The sequence below is a fragment of the Microbulbifer bruguierae genome (assembly GCF_029869925.1).
Taxonomy (GTDB): Bacteria; Pseudomonadota; Gammaproteobacteria; order Pseudomonadales; family Cellvibrionaceae; genus Microbulbifer; species Microbulbifer bruguierae.
In genome coordinates, this window is sequence record NZ_CP118605.1 from 2883997 (window position 1) to 2900685 (window position 16689).

Below are 16689 nucleotides of genomic sequence, written 5' to 3' on the forward strand. Positions count from 1 at the left end.
GAGTTGTCGAAATCGGTTTGGTGAAACTGGATTGCCCAGCACCCTGAATACATTCCCCCTGCACTGCAGATCAACCTCTCTGCGGGAGAAATAAAAATCAGGGTGAGCGCTGATAATAGCGCTGTTATTTGTGATGTGCATCCCTGCACGGGGCAGAATGTAAAGGTTTTTATCGAGTATTTTCCCTGAAGTGTCGGGCATCGCCTCGAATTGTGCCGGCGGTGCGGAAAAAAGTTGCCGGGATATGCAACGATGGACGGCACTCAGTGTCTGAAGCCAGCGGTGTGCAGTGGCAACCGGCATGGGTTAGACTTGCCTGTCGCTGGCCCGACCAGCTGCAAATGTGATCCAAAGCACAAAGCGTGCAGCGATCGGGGTGTACAACAGCAGAGAAGGGTGGACCCTGCTCTACTCAAATAATGCTTCACGGAAATAAAGAGATGATTCTCATGAATAAAACTTCTTTGGCTGCTGCGATAGCGCTGGGTATTGCACTGGTCGGCTGTAACAAACAGGAGTCTGCTGAATCTGCAGATATCACACTGGAAACCCAGGAGCAGAAGGTCAGCTATATCATTGCCGAAGATATGGCCCAGCGCCTGAAAACCCAGGAAGTTGCTCTGGATCCTAAAATCGTTGCCATGGCACTGAACGACGTTGCCAGCGGCCGCGATTCCCGTCTCAGTGAAGACGAGAAGAAAGAGGTTATTTCGATATTCCAGGAAAGCATGCAGGCCAAACAGAAAGAACTGATGGCCAAGCAGGAAGCCGATTTCCGGGCCAAGGCGGATTCGAATCTGGCCGAGGGCAAAAAATTCCTGGAAGAGAATGCCAAGAAAGAAGGTGTTCAGACCACTGAATCCGGCCTGCAGTACAAAATCATTACTGAAGGCACCGGCCCCAGCCCCAGCGAAACCAGTGTGGTGGAAGTGGACTATAAAGGTACCCTGATCGACGGGACCGAATTCGACAGCTCCTACAAAAACGGCAAGCCGGTACAGTTCCCGGTGAATGGTGTCATCAAAGGCTGGACCGAAGCGCTGCAGCTGATGAAGGAAGGTTCCAAATGGGAACTCTACATTCCTTCCGACCTGGCTTATGGTCCGGGTGGTGCCGGTGGTCTGATCGGCCCCAACTCCACGCTGATTTTCGAAGTTGAACTGCACAAGGCCGACGTAAACACTGCTGAAGCTGCAGACGAAGCGGTGGAAGAACAGTCAGAAGAAGCGCAGGACCAATAACTGCTGCTTCAGCCGGTGGAAAAACTGGCAGGCAATAAAAAAGGGGCTGCGGCCCCTTTTTTTGTTCACCCTGTCTGTGATTGATTCTGAAGCTGGAATTTTTCCCCGATTAAGATTTCACGCCAGCTGATTTTTGTGTGCTGTATGCAGGGTATCGATCATGCGATCTTCAGCGGCAAATCGGGTTTCCAGGGCCACGCCCAGCTCAGACAGGTCCTTGGGCAAAGAGCTCAGGTCGTCGGTTTCCAGATACTTGTCGTTGAAGTCCACCGCCACATCGGTAGTGGCGTCTATTTCCAGATAGAGGGCTTTTGCCTGTTGCAGGCCTTCGGCATCGCCAAATGCCTGGCCTTCCTGCATCAGCTGGTCGTACACCTCGAAATGGCCGGCAGAAACGTAGTCCACCAGTTGCTGGCACAGGGTACGCAGATGGGCTTCGGCTTCCCTATCGCCATCGGCGACTTCTTTTTTTTCCGACAGCCCGCAAAAACTGACTAACAGCGCCTGTCGGGATTGCAACCAGCGGTCAATGATCTGGCTGACGCCACCCCAGCGCTCCTGCGCATTTTTACAGTTTTCCAACATCTCCAAGTTTCCTTTTTGTGGCTTCAACAGCTGCTTATAGGAATGTAGAAGCTTCCCCCGCCGCGGGCAAGGACGCCGCCACAATAAGCGCCAGAAAGGGAAGTCCGTCTCATCGTTGACTGGTGACGCTAGCCGGCACCGGCAATCAGTGGCAGCAGCAGTGCGGTCAGTGCGCCGCACAGGCCCATCGCCAGTGCCGAAAAAGCACCGCACAGGGCGCTGATTTCCAGGGCGCGAACCGTACCTATGGCGTGTGCATTGATGCCCATGGTGAAGCCAACCACACGCTCATCGGTGATGCGCATACAGCGCAGCAGTGCGGGGCCGAATACCGCACCGACAATGCCGGTAAACGCGACTACGCCGGCGGCGAGACTCTGGATGCCGTTGATCTCTTCCGCCAGTGCCAGCGCTACCGGCGTGGTTACGGATTTGGTGGTCAGCGCAATTAACACCGTGCGGCTGCCGCCTAGCAGCAGGGCAATGATTACCGCTACCAGCGGTGCCAGTATCGCGCCCACCAGCAGCCCCAGCATCAGTGGCCAGCCCACTTTCCGCACCATGACCAGATTCTGCTTGAGGGGGATTGCCAGAGCTACTACGGCGGGGCCCAGCAGCAGGTACAACAGGGCACTGCCGCGCTGATAGCTGGGGTAGTCCACGTCGAGGAGCAACAGTGCGGCGAAAATCAACAGGCTGCCGCCCACCACCGGGTGCAGCAGTGGGCTGTCGACCCGGCGGTAGAGTTTCAGCCCCAGCCAGAAAGCGGCGACATTGAGGGGCATGATGACCAGTGGGTGTGCCGCCGACAGCGGCAGTTGAATGGTCTCCCCAAACTGCGCCAGCTGACCCAGCCACTGCTGAACTTCACTTCTCATTTGGCGTGTTGTCCTTGGGATCAGTACGCGGTGGCCGCCCCTGCGCGCGCTGAATCAGATACTTCAGCAGCAGAGCGGTGAGGGCAAAGCAGATCAGCGTTCCCAGCACCATGGCGGCAACCAGGGCCAGCCAATCCCCCGGCGCCAGGTCGCGCAGAAAGTAGATACCCACGGAGGCGGGGAGGAAGATCAATACCAGCAGGCGCAGAATCTGCTCGCTGACCTGTGCCAGGCCTTCGGGCACGCGGCCGTACAGCAGCAGGGCCAGCAACAGCAGCACCATGCCGAATACTGAGCCGGGTATTGGGAGTGAAAACGTCGCGGCCAGGGCGCCCCCGAGCAGGTCAAAGGCTACCAGCAGAGCAGCCCCGCCACACCAGTGGGCGACCTTGGTGAGTGTGACCACCGGTGCGGGTCAGTGTTTGCGAAAGGCCTGCCAGATCCCGAACAGGGTCAGCCCCACGAAACCCACCGCGGCCCAGCCGGGGATCGACAGACCCAACAGAGTCCACTTCACTTCCGCACAATTGCCGTCGCCGGTAAGCAGGGTTTTGATCACATCTGACATCGGGAAGGCTTCCACCATATAAGTGATACCGGGCCCACAGGCAGGCACCTGGTCGGCGGGCAGGCTCTGCAGCCACAGCTGGCGGCCGGAAAAATACAGGCCGCCGAGGGCGAACAGCGAAACCAGCAATCCGTAAATGCGGCGGCCGATGTTGTGGATCCCCCGCGGGTTGTGCAGAAACGCAAGCAGGGACACCAGGCCCACGCCCAGGAACATCACTCTCTGGGTGATGCACAGCGGGCAGGGTTCCAGACCCATGGCGTATTCCATATAAAACGCGGTGGCGAGTACCAGCACGACGGCGATGAACATCAACAGAAAGGTGATTCGGGGGCTGGGCAGGGTCATGGTGATTATTTTCCGCGTTATTGCTGTTGCCGGAACCGCACCGCCTGCTGCGACAGGTCGGTGAACAGTGTTTGAAAGTCTTGTTCCAGTGCTTCTTTGTCTGCCTGCAGCAGCGGCAGCATATCTGCCAGAGGCTGTGGGCGGCGCAGGCGTGTGCCGACGCGCTCCAGAGTGCGCTGGATTACCGCTACCTCGCGGTAGCCGGGCAGCAGTTTAAATTGCTCGGCGCGCTGAATAAATGCCCGGGCATTTTCCGGTATCCACTGGCGGCGGGTGCGGAAGTTGGACCAGCACTGATCGACGAAGGTTTCCAGTGGCTGTGGATGCCAGGTTTGCCAGCGGATGGCGAGCAGGTGGTCGAACCAGATATCCAGGGCGATACCCCCGAGACGCCGCCACTGCGGACCCAGGCGGGTGAGCGCGGCAATATAGGCAGGGTGCTGGTCACTCAGCAGGTCGATACGCCGGTGCAGGCGGATGCCGTCTTCGATGGCCTGCGGACGCTCGCCCTTGAGTGGGCCTTTGACGAAATCCCCCAGCAACCCGCCCAGTTGCCAGTCCGGATCGGGGCCGGAGAGCAACAGGTGGGCGAGGTAGTTCATGCGCTTCAGGTCCTATCAGCTGCAGTGGCTGCGCCGCCACCGGGGGAAAGCTTTCCCCGTAGCGCTGCCTTCGCGTTGTAGATCAAAGGTCCCTTTGGCAAAAGGTGTACTGTGCGTAGTAGCGGCCGAGAAAATCTTCGAAGCTGCCTTTATCCGCCTCTTCCACCTCGCGCTGTTTCTGCAGGGATTCCTGGGCGAGGCGCTCAAATTCCGCCTGCTCTGCCGCATCCAGCGGCCGTTCGAGGAAGTACTGGCGATGTTGCTCGGCCTTGGCCTGGGCCCACTGGAAAAAGGTCTGCCGGTGCTCGTGCATTTCCGCCAGTACCTGCGCCGCCGGCGTCGGTGTCTTGCCGCTGATTTTGTCGCGCTGTGCGGTGACCGCGCGCTGGTAGTCGCTGCTTTCCCACGCCTGGTCGAGAAGCTCCGCCACCGGGGTGATTTCGTCCAGCAGTGCGCCGGCCCAGTCGGTGAGTTTGCGCTCCTGGCCATTGTGGACAAGTTGCAGCTCCGGATCGCGACCGCGGTAGACGATGCGCGACTGGTTTTCCTGTACTGCGCGGTAGTCGGCGTCGTCGGTGATCGGGCTGTCGCTGAGCAGGCAGTGCAGCAGGAAGGCGTCGAGGAAGCGCATCTGCGGTGCTTCGATACCCAGAGGCACGAAGGGATTCAGGTCGAGGCAGCGCACTTCGATGTATTCCACACCGCGCGCATCCAGTGCCGAGAGTGCGGTTTCGCCCATACCGGCCGGGTTTTTCGGCCGAATCGGTGAATAGAATTCATTTTCGATCTGCAGCAGCCCGGTGGAGAGCTGCTGATAGTCGCCGTTGGCGTCCTTCACGCCCAGTTCGTGGTACGGCGGATAGGGGCGGCTGATCGCGGCACACAGGGTGGACAGGTAGCTGGGCAGGTCGTTGTAGCAGACGATCAGGGATTTCTGTGCGTCGCTGGTGTAGCCGAGGTCGCCCATGCGCAGGGAGGTGGCCTCCGGTGCGTAAAGGCTGCGGCCATCGCCGTCGAAGGACTGCAGCTTGTGCTCCCGGTCCTGCACGAAGGTCCCGCACACCGCCGGCGCGGCGCCAAACAGGTAGATCAGCAGCCAGTAGTGGCGGCGGAAATTGCGGATCAGGTCGAAATAGCGGCGGGTCTTGAATTCACTGAGCGACTCGCTGCTGCCCTCTTTCTGCTGCAACCACTGCCAGAAAGTGTCCGGCAGAGAGAAGTTGTAATGGATCCCGGCGATGGTCTGCATGGCGCGTCCGTAGCGCAGCCCGAGACCCAGGCGGTAGATCGACTTCATGGTGCCGCTGTGGGAGCTGCCGTAGCGCGCTACCGGAATGTCCGCATCGCGGCCGATGCGCCCGGGCATGCTGTTGACCCACAGGCGCTCATCTCCGATCTGGCTGTAGGTAAAGCGGTGGATCTGGTCGAGCTTTTCCAGTGCCTGCTCCGGCGTCGCCACCGGCGGGGTGATGAACTCCAGCAGTGCTTCGGCGAAATCGGTGGTGATGCAGTCCTGGGTCAGGGCCGAGCCCAGGCCCCGGGGGTGTTCGGTCTGGGCCAGCTCGCCGGCGGGGGAAACCCGCAGGCTTTCTTTTTCGATGCCGCGGCGAATGCCCTTGAGTAGTGGCAGGGTTTCCGGCTGGGCCAGTTCGGCCAGATTGAAAGTGGGCACTCGAATCTCCTGTGAGCAGCCGGTGGGCGAATATCCCGCCTAAATGGGGGCGTTGAAACCCAACTCAAGGGCTCGGCCCTGCAGAAATGCGTTTGAACTTCTCTGGGCCGCCTCGAGTGCCGGAATCAGGCCTGGCTGATTGTGGCTTCCGGGGGCTGATCCGGCAGGATTTCCGGTTCTACCTGCGGCTCGATCTCGGGGCTTGTGCCTGGGTACTGGTCCGGTTCCACTTCCGGGGCGGGGGTGGGATCGATTTCGGGATTGTATTCCGGCGGTGTTTCGCTGGGGGCTGGCTGCGGAAGTTCTTCCGGGTCACCGCCATCGGTGTCTGCCGCAGCTTCCACCACAGTGCTCTCGTCGGATTCCGTTGCCGGGGATTCCTCTGGCGGGGTTTCCCGTTCCAGAGGCTCCGGACTCAGGGCGTCGGCGGGAACCAGGGGCTGCTTCTTGGCGTCCAGCTCGCATTCCAGTAGTTCGATGCGCTGGGTGACGTCACGGGTATTGGCCTCGAACATCTGGTTGATGGCGACATCCTTGAATTCACTGCGAAACAGCTTGGCGACCTCGCGGCCGTCGATCCATTCGTTGCTCTTGCTCAAAAACTGCAGGTGCTGGTTGGTCAGCACGTAGACGTGACTCATGCGATAGGACAACTTTGCTCAGACATGGGTCGCAGTTTAGCGGTGGCTGGGGTGAGGCTCAAGAATTGGGGGCGAGCTGTGTGCGCTCGACCTGCAGGAGCCTGCCTGCAGGCGAAACTTTCAAGGACTCCAGGCCGTTGATAGCGGCCTGTTCGCCTGCAGGCAGGTTCCTACAAATAAGATCGGGGTCAGAGGGTTTTCAATGGATAGTGCGCCGGATACGGCAGCCGCGCCGCGCCGCTATCCACCGCCGCCCGCGCTACCGCGGCCGCCACTTCCGGCAACAGCCGCGGATCGGTGGGCTTGGGCAGTATGTAATCGGCACCGAAGCTCAGTTCCACGCCGCCGTAACCTGCGCGCACTTCATCCGGTACCGGTTGGTGGGCGAGTTTGCGAATGGCTTCGATGGCGGCCAGCTTCATATCTTCATTGATGCGGGTGGCGCGCACGTCCAGAGCGCCGCGGAAGATAAACGGGAAGCACAGCACATTGTTGACCTGGTTGGGGTAGTCCGAGCGGCCGGTGGCCATGATCAGGTCGTCGCGGGTGGCGTGGGCCAGTTCCGGGGCGATTTCGGGGTTCGGATTGGAGCAGGCGAAAACCACCGGCCTGGGTGCCATATGCGCCAGTTGTGCGGCGGTGAGCAGGTCCGGGCCGGATACGCCAAGAAATACGTCGGCGCCCTCGATGGCGTCGTCCAGAGTGCGCATTTCGGTGTCCCGCGCCCACTCGCCCTTGTAGGCATTGATGTCGCTGCGTCCGGAATGGATGACGCCGCGGCTGTCGAGCATGGTGATCTGTTCTTTTTTCGCGCCCGCGGCCAGCAGCAGTTTGCAGCAGGCGGTGGCGGCAGCGCCGGCGCCCAGGCACACGATACGCACGCTTCCGAGGCTCTTGCCCTGGATCTCGAGTGCGTTGAGCATTCCCGCGACGGTGACAATGGCGGTGCCGTGCTGGTCGTCGTGGAACACCGGTACCGAGCAGCGCTCGATCAGCGCTTCCTCAATGTGGAAGCATTCCGGCGCCTTGATGTCTTCCAGATTGATGCCGCCGAAGGTGTTGGCGATGGCGGCGACGGTCTCGATAAAGCGTTCGGGGCTCGGGGCCTCCACTTCGATATCCACCGAGTTGATTCCCGCAAAGCGCTTGAACAGCAGGGATTTACCCTCCATCACCGGCTTGGACGCCAGTGGCCCCAGGTTGCCGAGGCCGAGAATCGCGCTGCCGTTGGAGATGACTGCCACCAGATTGCCTTTGCCGGTATACAGATAAGCGGCCTCCGGATCCTTGGCAATTTCGCGCACCGGCTCGGCGACGCCGGGGCTGTATGCCAGGGACAGATCTTCCTGGGTCTGGGCTGGAGTTGTGAGTTCCACCGAAAGTTTGCCCGGTGTTGGCAAGGCGTGATAGTCGAGCGCGGCCTGGCGCAGGGAGTCGGTCATCAGGATGTCATCTCTAGGGTTTGGAATGCCGACAGCATTCTGCGGCTGGCGGCAGGTTACAGCGGATATTTTGATTTTATTGTTGGGGGCGCACTGTCCCCTTATCCGGGGCGCGAAGAATAACCGAGACGACTGAGGGTTCACAAGCTCAAAAACTGAGCGCCGTAGTTATTTTCTACTAATTTCAATGGTGAATTCCGAGTCTACAGAAATAAACCACCTTTTATTTTGCTTATGTTGGGATGAATATTTCGCTCCGCGGTCCACCAGCCAACCTTTCACTTCTATTTTGCGTCCTTGCCAATCGCGCCCGCCAAAGTGGCCATTATCCCGGGGCTGTGGCAGGCGCACCGCCACCGGCCCGTCCAGTTCCAGCCACAGGTAGCGATTTTGGTCGACGTTTTTGACGGTGCCCGTGAGGCGCACGAATCCGCCGTCACCGGGACGCACCTCTGCGGCCTTGAGTACCGGCCAGACCCCGGGAGCCCAGATGCCGCGACCGTGAGCGCGGGCTTCCTGTTCGCGACTGGCAAGGCATTCCGCCAGGGCGAAGTTGGGAGCAATGGCGATATGAAAGGCCAGCCCGGCGGAGAGCAGCGCCGATTCCAGGCTGTCGCCGCGGTGATTGTAGACGTGGGCCAGTACGCGGCCGTGGTTGTCGTGGCGGTCGCGATCGTACACGAGCTCCAGGTCGCCGCCGGCGAGAAAGCGCTCAGTAAACTCGCGGGCTTCCCGCGCCAGCGGCTGTGCCTTGTGCTTGCCGTGGGCCAGTTCCGGGGCGTTGACGCCGATAAGACGCACTCTTCGGCCATCCCTGAGGCGCAGTGTGTCGCCGTCGATGACCTTCTGCAGGGCCGCCAGCTCGTCCGCCTGCCCGAGTACACAGTCCGCCAGGCCGCTGCCGGGGAACAGTGCCAGCGGGAGCAAAATTAGGGCGTAAAAAAAGGCGCCGAGGGAGACCCTTGGCGCCTTTTTCTGATTCACCATCACCGGCAACACGCAGGTCACTCCGGTGTGTGATCCAGCAGCATTTACTTGGAAATGCGGCTGCCGAAACGCTTCTTGAAGCGGTCTACACGGCCACCAGTGCTGGCCTGCTTCTGCTTACCGGTGTAGAACGGGTGGCAGTTGGAGCAGACGTCCAGCTGGAGGTCTTTGCCCAGAGTGGAGCCCATTTTGAACTCGTTACCACAGGAGCAGGTTGCGGTGATTTCAGCGTAATTCGGGTGGATATCGGTCTTCATGTTGGCCTCTTTCGACACCGCCACCCAGTCATCTGCTGAGCACGGAGCCGTCGTTGGTGCAGGGGAGGATTCCCCGGGCTGTTTAAAAAGTCGGCGCATACTATCAGATTAGCCTGCCGTTTCAAGGGAAAATGCGGCCTTGGCGCCCGCTGCCCGGACCGCCGGTCCATCCCGCTTATTGTGCGCTCCCGCTGGCATCGATCAGATCCCGCAGCGCCGCCATATGGGCGTTGAGGGCCGAGCGACCATCGGGGGTGAGCTGATACCAGGTGGTCGGTTTGCGCTCCACGAAATCCTTGCGGGATTGCAGGTACGCCCGCTCCTCCAGTTTGCGCAGCTGTGCCCCGAGGTTGCCATCCGTTGCCTGCAACAGTGCTTTCAGCCGTGCAAACGTCAGCTCACCGTGCCTGGTCAGCAGTACGCAGGCACCCAGACGAATTCGGTGTTCCAGCAGCGGATCCAGAGCGGACAGCGCTTTCATGCTGCGTCACCCGCAGCGCGCAGGGCTGCACGCCGGCTGAGGCCAGCCCACAGCAGCGACAGGCCCACGGTGATGCCGGTAATGGTCCAGGTGTAGGGCGGCATTAGCAGTACCAGAACACCGTAGGCCGTCAGCATTAGCAGGCCGCACCACAGCAGAGGGCGCTCCAGATGAACGCCGGCGAGGCCGTAACCGATCCCCGTCACCAGCAGGAAGTTGGCGCCGCCCATCTCCGGGGAAACTCGCCCCAGCAGCAGTGGCAGGAAGCACAGCAGGAAGGCCGCGCCCATCAGGCCCCAGTGCAAGCCGTAGCGCTGCGCCATACGGGCATTTTTCACGCCCTGACGGCGGCTCTGGCGCTCCCCGAGCCACCAGCTAAACAGGCCGCCGCCGATTCCGGCCACCAGCCAGTAGATACCTGCCAGTTGAGGGGCAAAGTCTGGCAGGCTGAAACCGGCGGCGATGAGGCCGCCCCACATAAAGTACAGTGCTGGTATGCCACCGGCCGTGGCATCCTCGCGCAGGGTGTTACTTATATAGTCGAGGTCGCTTTGCAGTTTGTTGACGTCGGTCATGAGGACAGTTCCTTTGTTTGTTTTGAGTGCTTGTCTGGCAGTAATTTTCGAGACTTCCATTGGCTCTAATATTTAGAGTTGAATTGTAGAGTACTTTATTTTTTAGAGTAAGCAATCCCTGGCGACGAATTGAGGTGGTGTGCGGCGCCAGTTATTGTTCGGGCTATTGTTGGCAGCGGGTGTGAGTGGTGTGAGTAGCGTGACAAAAATGGGCGAGAAAAAGCCGGACAACGCGCGGCTGTACCCACAGGCGCTAGCCGGTAAACTAGCGCGCTTTTGCGATTCGACGGTTGCCAGTGCAGCCGCGACCAGAACATTGGGGGCAGTTTGACGACAGCGGCAGTACAACAACAAGAAGGGGCGCGCGTGATTCTACGCCTGGCTGTGCCGGTACCCCTGCGCCGCCTGTTCGACTACCTGCCGCCCGCGGGGTTGGGTGCCGCCGACTGCAAACCGGGCCAGCGTTTTTGGGTGCCGTTTGGCAACCGCAGCCTGGTGGCGGTACTGGTGGACGTGGTGGATGACTCGCCCCTGGATACCATCAAGCCCGCCGCTGAGCGCATCGACAGCCAGCCCATCTTCGATCAGCGCAGCCGCCAGTTCCTGCAGTGGGCCGCCGACTACTATCAGGCGCCGGTCGGTGAACTCTACGCCGCCGCCCTGCCCGCCGCCCTGCGCAAGGGCAAGCCCGCGGATCACTGGGCGGAGCAGTGGCTGGAACTCACCACCGAGGGCAAGGGCCTGCCGGAAACCGCCCTCGCCCGCGCGCCCAAGCAGCAGGCGTTGTTGCAGCTGCTGCTGAACCGGGGCCGCCAGAGCCGCACCGCGCTGAACGCGCTGGGGCACAACGCCCCGGTGTGCAAGGCGCTGTGCGAACGCAACCTGACCCGCTGGGTAGCCGGCCCTACCGCGCCGCCGCCCATGGAAGCGGTAGCGCCGCGGTCGGCGCCGGAACTCAACGATGAGCAGCGTGAGGTTATCGATGCGGTGGCCTCCACAGGTTTCAGTGCCTCCCTGCTGGAAGGCACCACCGGCAGCGGTAAAACTGAAGTCTATCTGCGGCTGATGGAGCGCGCGCTGAGGGAAGGCAATCAGGCCCTGTTGCTGGTGCCGGAGATTGGCCTGACCCCGCAGACCCTGCGCCGAATCGCCGCGCGCTTCCCGGACTTCCGTATCGCCGCCCTGCACTCGGGGTTGGCGGACGGCGAACGCGCGCGCGCCTGGTTGTCTGCCGCCAGCGGCGTGGCGGATATCGTGATCGGTACCCGTTCAGCGATTTTTACCCCGCTGCCGCGCCTGGGGGTGATTCTGGTGGACGAGGAGCACGACGGCTCCTTCAAACAGCAGGACGGTGTGCGCTACTCAGCCCGCGACCTGTCCGTGGTACTGGCGAAAAATGCCGGGGTACCGGTGTTGCTGGGGTCCGCCACGCCGTCTCTCGAGAGTCTTCACAACGCGCTTAGCGGTCGCTACCAGCACCTGCGTCTGCGCCACCGCGCCGGCAATGCGCGCCCGCCCGAGATCAGTGTGGTGCCGATTCTGCACCAGCAGCTGCAGGAGGGGTTTGCCCCGCAGGTGTTGCGCCATATCGGCGCCACCCTGCAGCGGGGCGAGCAGGCACTGGTCTTCATTAACCGCCGCGGCTATTCCCCGGCACTGACCTGCGATGACTGCGGTTGGCTCGCCGACTGCCCGCACTGTTCCAGCAAGCTCACCCTGCACCGCCGCCAGCGCCAATTGCGCTGTCATCACTGCGACTATCGCCAGCGTGAGGTGCACAGCTGCCCCCAGTGCCACAGCCGCAACCTGAATGCCCTCGGCGCCGGCACCGAACGCAGTGAGGACTTCCTCACCCACACCTTCGGCAAGTACCCGGTGATTCGCGTCGATCGCGATACCACTGCCAGCAAGCAGGCCCTGGATCGCCTGCTGGAACCGGCGCGCAACGGTGAGCCCTGCCTGCTGCTGGGCACCCAGATGCTGGCCAAGGGGCATCACCTGCCAAAGGTCACCCTGGTCGTGATCCAGGACGCCGACGGCGGCCTGTTCAGTGCCGATTTCCGCGCCCCTGAGCGTATGGGGCAGTTACTGGAGCAGGTGGCGGGCCGCGCCGGCCGCGGCGACCTGCCGGGCCATGTACTGGTGCAGAGCCGCTACCCCGAACATCCGCTGTTGCAGCTGTTGCTGAACAAGGGCTACGGCGCCTTTGCCCGCCAGTTGATGGAGGAGCGCAAAATCGGCCAGCTGCCCCCCATCCGCGCCATGGCGCTGGTGCGGGCGGAGTGTGAAGAGCCGCGCTGGGCGGAGGAATTCCTCGCCAACGTGCGCGACTACCTGCAGGCTTTGGCTCCACCTTCCCCGGAACTGCAATACCTGGGTCCGGTGCCGGCACTGCTGGAGCGCAAATCCGGCCGCTTCCGTTTTTACCTGCAGATCACCGCCGACAAGCGCGGCCTGTTGCAGCAGATGCTCGCGCACTTCTGCCAGTGGGCCGAGGGCAATAAAAACCGCCGCCTGCGCTGGGCCGTGGATATGGATGCTCAGGAATTGTCGTAAAGCGGGAACTGGCCCAGCGGACAGTGCCGGGCGCAAGGGTTACAATTTGCCGCCTGTAAAATAACGAAGTCGAGAAACCCCATGAGCCGCCGCAATACCCGCCGCAGTCAATCCACCGGCAAGCCCGCCTGGGTCTGGTTCGTGCTCGGCAATTTTGTCGGCGGCTTCGCTGTATTTATCTTCCTGCTCAACGACCTCAAAACCGCGCAGCCCCAGGTTGCCGCCAGGGCGGACAAACCGCCGGCGGAAAAAAACGCTCCCACAGATTCCAAGCCGAAGTTCGATTTCTACAAGCTGCTGGAAGAAAACGAAGTCAAAGTGCCGGCGCCGAAAAACCAGCAGGTGCGGGTGCGGGAAAGTGACAGCGAAAAAAATACGGACAGTAGTGCAACGGCGCGCAGTGAACCCGAATCCGACCTCGTCTATATCCTCCAGGCCGCCAGTTTCCGCGACAGGGAAGAAGCCGAGCGCCTGCGTGCGCAGCTGATGCTCGCCAACCTTGATGTCAAAGTGGAATCTGCCACCGACAGCCGCGGCACCTGGCACCGGGTCCTCGTCGGCCCCTATACCAACCGCTCCAAAGTGGCCAAGGCGCGCAGCATCCTCGCCGAGCACCGGTTGATGCCGCTGGTATTAAAGCGCCCGGCGCAGGGGTAAGTACTGGATTCTAGCTTTCTGGCGGTGAAGGTCTCGCGAGGTAGCACCCGCTAGCGACGCCTTCGCCCGGAGTTTTGGTGTTCTTTCTGGACTATTCAGTCTCAACCAACCGGCGGGTAATCATGTGCGCTACCGGCGCAACCATCGAAACCAGCGGGAACGCCACCGCCCAGGCCACCAGCCAGGCATGAAACCAGCGGGTCAGAAACCCGGCGGCAATACCGGTGTTCATTACCGTGATCACCCCCGACATCATCGCCGACATAAACAGCGACATGAATACTGCAAAAACCAGGGTGTAATACCGGTGCTTGATACGCGCCACTAGCCGTCTCCACAGAACCTCAGAAGAAGGCGCGGATTATAGGGCTTGCACCGACAAGTTGAAATTTGCCCTCCGCGACCACACTTAGAGCAACTGAACTGAAAACGCAGAGGCACAAGTGGAACAATATCGCGGCACAACCATTCTCTCCGTGCGCCGGAACGGCAAAGTCGTTATTGGCGGTGACGGGCAAGTCTCCATGGGCAACACCATCATGAAGGGCAATGCCCGCAAAGTGCGCCGCCTGTACAACGACAAAGTCATCGCCGGATTTGCCGGCGGCACCGCCGACGCCTTCACCCTGTTCGAACGTTTCGAAGCCAAACTCCAGGCTCACAACGGCCAGCTCACCCGCGCCGCGGTAGAGCTCGCCAAAGACTGGCGCACCGACCGCGCCCTGCGCAGACTGGAGGCGTTGCTCGCCGTCGCCGACGAAACCGCCAGCCTGATCGTGACCGGTAACGGCGATGTCATCCAGCCGGAAGACGACCTGATTGCCATCGGCTCCGGCGGTCCGTTTGCTCAGTCCGCCGCTCGCGCACTGCTCGACAACACTGATATGGATGCCAGAAGCATCGTCGAGCAGGGTTTGAAAATCGCCGGCGATATCTGTGTGTACACCAACCAGAACCACACGATTGAAGAATTGAATTACTGAAATCCGAGCGCAGCAGAAACAAGTTTCTGACGAAGTTAATCATTACGAATTGAAGGCGGGGTGCCGGGTAAAGGTTTTTGAAAGCGTCGGCGACAGGGATGTCGCCGACGCAGCGTACAGGGATGTATTCACAGCGGTTTCAAAAACCTTTACCCGGTGCCCCGCCGCCACCGCGCCACATTAGAACGAGCGGCGGTGGGAAAAACTGAAAGAATCCGAGTAAAGACCATGTCCATGACCCCCAGAGAAATCGTCCACGAACTCGACCGCCACATTGTTGGCCAGAACGACGCCAAGCGCGCCGTGGCTATTGCCCTGCGCAATCGCTGGCGCCGCATGCAGGTCAACGAAGAACTGCGCGCGGAAATCACCCCGAAAAACATCCTCATGATCGGCCCCACCGGCGTCGGTAAAACCGAAATCGCCCGCCGCCTGGCGAAACTCGCCGGCGCGCCCTTCATCAAGGTCGAAGCCACCAAATTCACCGAAGTCGGCTACGTCGGCCGCGACGTTGAATCCATCGTGCGCGACCTGGTGGAAATGGCAGTAAAACTCGAGCGCGAGCGCGCCGTGGAAAGTGTAAAACAGCGCGCCATGGACGCCGCCGAAGAGCGTGTCCTCGACGCCCTGCTGCCCCCCGCGCGCTCCACCGAACCCGGCGACCGCGACTCCAGCACCCGCCAGGTCTTCCGCAAGAAACTGCGCGAGGGCGAGCTCGACGACAAGGAAATCGAAATTGACGTCTCCGCCAGCCCCATGGGTGTCGAAATCATGGCCCCCCCCGGCATGGAAGAAATGACCAACCAGCTGCAGGGCATGTTCTCCAACATGTCCAAGGGCAAAACCCAGAAGCGCAAACTCACCGTAAAAAAAGCCCTCAAGCAGCTCGCCGACGACGAAGCCGCGAAAATGATCAACGACGAAGAGATCAAAACCCGCGCTATTCAGTCCGCCGAACAAAACGGCATCGTCTTTATCGACGAAATCGACAAAGTGGCCAAGCGCCAGGGCAACAGCGGTGCTGACGTCTCCCGCGAAGGGGTACAGCGGGACCTGCTGCCGCTCATCGAAGGCTGCACCGTGACCACCAAATACGGCATGCTCAAGACCGATCACATCTTGTTTATCGCGTCCGGTGCCTTCCATCTGTCCAAGCCCTCCGACCTGATCCCGGAACTGCAGGGACGACTGCCGATTCGCGTGGAGCTGAGCTCGCTCACCTCCAAAGACTTCCAGCGCATCCTTACCGAACCCAGCGCCTCACTGACCGAGCAGCAGAAAGCCTTGATGGGCACCGAAGGCGTAAACCTGGAATTTACCGACGATGGTATCCGGCGCATCGCCGAAGTCGCATTCGATGTGAATGAATCCACGGAAAATATCGGCGCCCGCCGCCTGCACACCGTTTTGGAAAGGCTGCTGGAGGAAATCTCCTTTACTGGCGCTGACGGGGACAACACCGTGATCATTGACGCGGCGTATGTCGATTCGCAGCTCGGAGAGCTGAGCAAGGACGAAGACCTCTCGCGTTTTATTCTGTGATCACACTGCACTCTGTAGGAGCCTGCTTGCAGGCGAATGGCTCAGCGCACTGGACCGTTCGCCTGCAAGCAGGCTCCTACAGGGTCGTTCACCCCGGAAACAACATGTCTGCCCCACAAAAAATCCGCCTCGACAAAGCTGGCAAAAAGCTGGTCCTGCAGTACCGCGATCAGGCGTTCCAGCTCCCTGCGGAATACCTGCGGGTCTATTCCCCCAGTGCCGAGGTGCGCGGTCACGGCATCGGTGAAGGCACCCTGGTCAGTGGAAAAATGCACGTTGGCATCGAAAAAGTGGCCGCCGCCGGTCGCTATGCCCTGCAGATCTTTTTTGACGATGGCCACGATAGCGGTATTTATACCTGGGCCTATCTGCGCGAACTCTGCGATACCCATAACGAAAAATGGCAGATTTACCTCGAGCGCTTGCAGCGGGAAGGCAAGGGGCGGGACCCGGACGAGAGCGCCGTGAAATTTATCGGCTAGGGCTGGATCCGCCGTTTTGGTGTCCTCTCGCTGGACGCTCCCGCTCACCCTCGGTCACTTTCTCTCTTTCCTTACCCTCTTGATCCTCTTCCCATATCGGCGCCCAGCTACCGGTACTCAACCTCTCCGATTCCCGATTACTGCCGATGACCACATTTTTGCCATCCTCCGGTAACATGACTGGTCTTTAAT

19 protein-coding genes are annotated in these 16689 nt (G+C 60.7%); 6 read left to right on the forward strand and 13 right to left on the reverse strand.

Translation table 11 applies throughout. The features are described from left to right. Window positions 1-449 precede the first annotated feature (449 nt). Window positions 450-1241 (forward strand): FKBP-type peptidyl-prolyl cis-trans isomerase, encoded by a 792-nt coding sequence (locus PVT68_RS12035; RefSeq protein ID WP_280318366.1) that lies wholly within the window; start codon window positions 450-452, stop codon window positions 1239-1241. A 117-nt stretch (window positions 1242-1358) separates the two neighbouring features. Here PVT68_RS12035 and rsd read toward each other — a convergent pair whose 3' ends face one another. The 12 genes from rsd to PVT68_RS12095 form a co-directional block, all read right to left on the reverse strand. Then, window positions 1359-1826, reverse strand: a complete 468-nt coding sequence (rsd, locus tag PVT68_RS12040) for a sigma D regulator (protein ID WP_280318368.1) — start codon at window positions 1824-1826, stop codon at window positions 1359-1361. A gap of 128 nt (window positions 1827-1954) precedes the next feature. Further along, entirely contained in the window at window positions 1955-2704 is a 750-nt protein-coding gene (locus PVT68_RS12045; RefSeq protein ID WP_280318370.1) for an LrgB family protein, read from the reverse strand. Continuing rightward, complete coding sequence (locus PVT68_RS12050) at window positions 2694-3110, reverse strand: CidA/LrgA family protein (protein WP_280318371.1); 417 nt, start codon at window positions 3108-3110, stop codon at window positions 2694-2696. The genes PVT68_RS12045 and PVT68_RS12050 overlap by 11 nt, the downstream gene beginning before the upstream one ends. Window positions 3111-3119: 9 nt before the next feature. Continuing rightward, on the reverse strand, window positions 3120-3620 hold the full coding sequence (locus PVT68_RS12055; protein ID WP_280318373.1) for a disulfide bond formation protein B: 501 nt from the start codon (window positions 3618-3620) through the stop codon (window positions 3120-3122). 17 nt (window positions 3621-3637) lie between these two features. After that, window positions 3638-4222 (reverse strand): acyl carrier protein phosphodiesterase, encoded by a 585-nt coding sequence (locus PVT68_RS12060; RefSeq protein ID WP_280318375.1) that lies wholly within the window; start codon window positions 4220-4222, stop codon window positions 3638-3640. Window positions 4223-4304: 82 nt separating this feature from the next. Further along, window positions 4305-5894 (reverse strand): glutamate--cysteine ligase, encoded by a 1590-nt coding sequence (gene gshA, locus PVT68_RS12065; RefSeq protein WP_280318377.1) that lies wholly within the window; start codon window positions 5892-5894, stop codon window positions 4305-4307. A gap of 125 nt (window positions 5895-6019) precedes the next feature. Continuing rightward, window positions 6020-6535: a hypothetical protein gene (locus PVT68_RS12070; RefSeq protein ID WP_280318379.1), complete on the reverse strand. Its 516-nt coding sequence runs from the start codon at window positions 6533-6535 to the stop codon at window positions 6020-6022. 188 nt (window positions 6536-6723) lie between these two features. Then, window positions 6724-7977 carry a malic enzyme-like NAD(P)-binding protein gene (locus PVT68_RS12075; RefSeq protein ID WP_280318381.1) on the reverse strand — a complete coding sequence of 418 codons (1254 nt, stop codon included), beginning with the start codon at window positions 7975-7977 and terminating at the stop codon, window positions 6724-6726. 168 nt (window positions 7978-8145) lie between these two features. Beyond that, window positions 8146-8985 carry a thermonuclease family protein gene (locus PVT68_RS12080; RefSeq protein ID WP_280318383.1) on the reverse strand — a complete coding sequence of 280 codons (840 nt, stop codon included), beginning with the start codon at window positions 8983-8985 and terminating at the stop codon, window positions 8146-8148. Window positions 8986-9008: 23 nt separating this feature from the next. Next, entirely contained in the window at window positions 9009-9221 is a 213-nt protein-coding gene (gene rpmE / locus PVT68_RS12085) for a 50S ribosomal protein L31 (RefSeq protein ID WP_280318385.1), read from the reverse strand. A gap of 175 nt (window positions 9222-9396) precedes the next feature. Further along, on the reverse strand, window positions 9397-9702 hold the full coding sequence (locus tag PVT68_RS12090; RefSeq protein WP_280318387.1) for a winged helix-turn-helix domain-containing protein: 306 nt from the start codon (window positions 9700-9702) through the stop codon (window positions 9397-9399). Beyond that, window positions 9699-10277 carry a hypothetical protein gene (locus PVT68_RS12095; protein WP_280318389.1) on the reverse strand — a complete coding sequence of 193 codons (579 nt, stop codon included), beginning with the start codon at window positions 10275-10277 and terminating at the stop codon, window positions 9699-9701. The genes PVT68_RS12090 and PVT68_RS12095 overlap by 4 nt, the downstream gene beginning before the upstream one ends. 366 nt (window positions 10278-10643) lie before the next feature. Between PVT68_RS12095 and PVT68_RS12100 the strand changes: the two genes are divergently transcribed. Continuing rightward, entirely contained in the window at window positions 10644-12833 is a 2190-nt protein-coding gene (locus PVT68_RS12100; RefSeq protein ID WP_280318391.1) for a primosomal protein N', read from the forward strand. Window positions 12834-12914: 81 nt separating this feature from the next. Then, window positions 12915-13490 (forward strand): SPOR domain-containing protein, encoded by a 576-nt coding sequence (locus tag PVT68_RS12105; RefSeq protein WP_280318392.1) that lies wholly within the window; start codon window positions 12915-12917, stop codon window positions 13488-13490. Window positions 13491-13581: 91 nt separating this feature from the next. Here the strand turns inward: PVT68_RS12105 and PVT68_RS12110 are convergent, their stop codons facing one another. Then, window positions 13582-13815, reverse strand: a complete 234-nt coding sequence (locus PVT68_RS12110) for a DUF2798 domain-containing protein (protein ID WP_280318394.1) — start codon at window positions 13813-13815, stop codon at window positions 13582-13584. Between the two features lie 118 nt (window positions 13816-13933). On the opposite strand from PVT68_RS12110, the gene hslV reads away from it, so the two are divergent. The 3 genes from hslV to PVT68_RS12125 all read left to right on the forward strand — a co-directional run bounded on the left by hslV (window position 13934) and on the right by PVT68_RS12125 (window position 16497). After that, the gene (gene hslV / locus PVT68_RS12115) at window positions 13934-14473 is read left to right on the forward strand and encodes an ATP-dependent protease subunit HslV (protein WP_138234242.1); all 540 of its coding nucleotides are present in this window, start codon (window positions 13934-13936) and stop codon (window positions 14471-14473) included. Window positions 14474-14701: 228 nt separating this feature from the next. After that, entirely contained in the window at window positions 14702-16015 is a 1314-nt protein-coding gene (hslU, locus tag PVT68_RS12120) for an ATP-dependent protease ATPase subunit HslU (protein ID WP_280318397.1), read from the forward strand. 104 nt (window positions 16016-16119) lie between these two features. After that, complete coding sequence (locus tag PVT68_RS12125; RefSeq protein WP_280318399.1) at window positions 16120-16497, forward strand: DUF971 domain-containing protein; 378 nt, start codon at window positions 16120-16122, stop codon at window positions 16495-16497. Window positions 16498-16689 lie beyond the last annotated feature (192 nt).